This window comes from Halarchaeum rubridurum, assembly GCF_014647115.1.
GTDB lineage: Archaea > Halobacteriota > Halobacteria > Halobacteriales > Halobacteriaceae > Halarchaeum > Halarchaeum rubridurum.
On the sequence record NZ_BMOO01000018.1, the window covers coordinates 1 to 1,785 of the forward strand.

Here is a 1,785-nt window from a genome sequence, read left to right on the forward strand (position 1 = left end):
TGGAGAGATCGTGGTGGCGATGGTGGCGGAAGACTGTCTCGAGGAAGGCGAGGCTCGCGGCGTCCTGCATGATGTAGCGGGCCTCGTCGATGACGAAGACGACCTCCTTCTCCGTCTCCTTCGCCCGCTCGTACACCAGCGAAATGAGGAGCTGCATCGTGAGTGCGGTGCTGGAGTCGACACTCCCCTCCTGTTGGGCGAGGTCGAGATAGATCGTTTTCTCGTCGCGGATGTCGAAGGCGGAGGCCTTCCCAAGGTTCGCGTGCCGACCCTCTTCCTCGAAGGGGCGCAGTTGATCGAGAAGCCACGTCGCGTCGGCCTGAATCTTCTCCGCCTCCGACTCCGAGCGGACGACGAACTCCTCGGGATCAGCGACCATCTCCTCGAAGACGTCGAGCATGTCGCGGATCGTCGGACTCGGGTTGTCGTGGGTGGCGATGTCGTCGGTGATCCCCTGTCGAGCGTATGCTGAGCGCAAGCCGAGTTCGAGCGTGGTGCGCCGATCACCGAGGGAGATACCGCGGAGGGCGAAGAAGTTGGTGAGGAAGCTCATCGCGTCATCAAGCTTCTCGTTGAACGGACTGGCGTCCTCCCCCATCGCACGTTGGGCGTGCTCGGGCGTCTGCCGAATCTCCAAGGGATTGAGGCCGAGCGTCCCACCGACGGTGATCCGCTGAGTGTCGAGAGCTTCCGAAACACCCGCCCAGTTGTTCAAGGGTTCGAGGACGATGCCGATGCGGTCGCTGTCCTGTTCGATCGAGCGGATGAAGTTCTGCTTCGAGCTGAATGACTTCCCGGAGCCGGTGTCCCCGACGGTGAACATGGCGTAGCCGTTGTCGCGTTCGAAGGGGTCGATGACGACGGGGCTTTGGTTGTCCTTGTGGATGCCGAACTCGACGCCGCCCTCCTCGAGGATCGTCGCGTTATGCGGCGACGCAAGGAGCGCGCCGACGGCGCCGCCGAGGGCGATGGATTCGCGGCCGAATTCGTTGTCGCCGATGGGCGAAGCAGATTGGAGGGCGACGTCCTGCCGGCAGATCGCGGTCTTCGGCGTGAGGTTCGCCGGATCGTCCCGAAGCGTGCTCTTCACCGTGCGGACGGCGTCCTGCAGGTCGTCCTTCTCGTCAGCGCGAACGGTGATGAAGACGCCCTGGTCGAAGACGTTCGCACCGCTCTCAACGGCCTTGTAGGTGGCTTTGGCTTCGTCAGCGCGTTCTTGGAGGTAGGCACCACGTACGCTCTGCTCAAGGTCCGCATCAACTTGGAGATCGTCCGCAATCTCCTCGAGCTCGGTTCGTGCTCGCTCCTGGTTCTTCGGGGTGACGTGCGCAGTCAGATCGAACTCGACGTCAGTGAGCTCGAAGAGATCGCTGAGGTAGCCGTCACTTGGATGGTCGGGATACTCGGCGACGTAGAGCGTGCTCGTCCACTGCTCGCCGACGTGGGCGGCACGCGTCTCCCACTCGATCGCGGCTGGGGCGATTGCCGTCTTGTGTGATTCGGCGATCTCGTCGAGAAGCCGTCCTTCGGCTTGGCCGTCTTCGAGCGTTTCCTCATCGAGGACGTCGGCGAACTCGACTGTGGGTTCGTCGTCGCGGGCTTGGTAGCGCGTCCACGCGACGACAGCAGTCGCAGTGATAGTCACGGCGACGAGGAGATAGAGGAGGATCCCGCCGGGCGTGGTGGGATTGAGCGCCCACTGGGTGAGTTGATCGCTGAACCCCGTTGCGGCGGGAAGGAGGCCGTTATGCATCGCTATCCTCGCGTGTCTGGTGATCCATGGTG

The 1,785-nt window shown here is 63.0% G+C and carries 1 protein-coding gene; it reads right to left on the bottom strand.

The window, feature by feature from the left end; all coding sequences use genetic code 11:
- A partial coding sequence (locus IEX84_RS14485; protein ID WP_188873266.1) for a VirB4 family type IV secretion system protein occupies nt 1–1,753 on the bottom strand: 1,753 nt, incomplete at its 3' end.
- Nucleotides 1,754–1,785 lie beyond the last annotated feature (32 nt).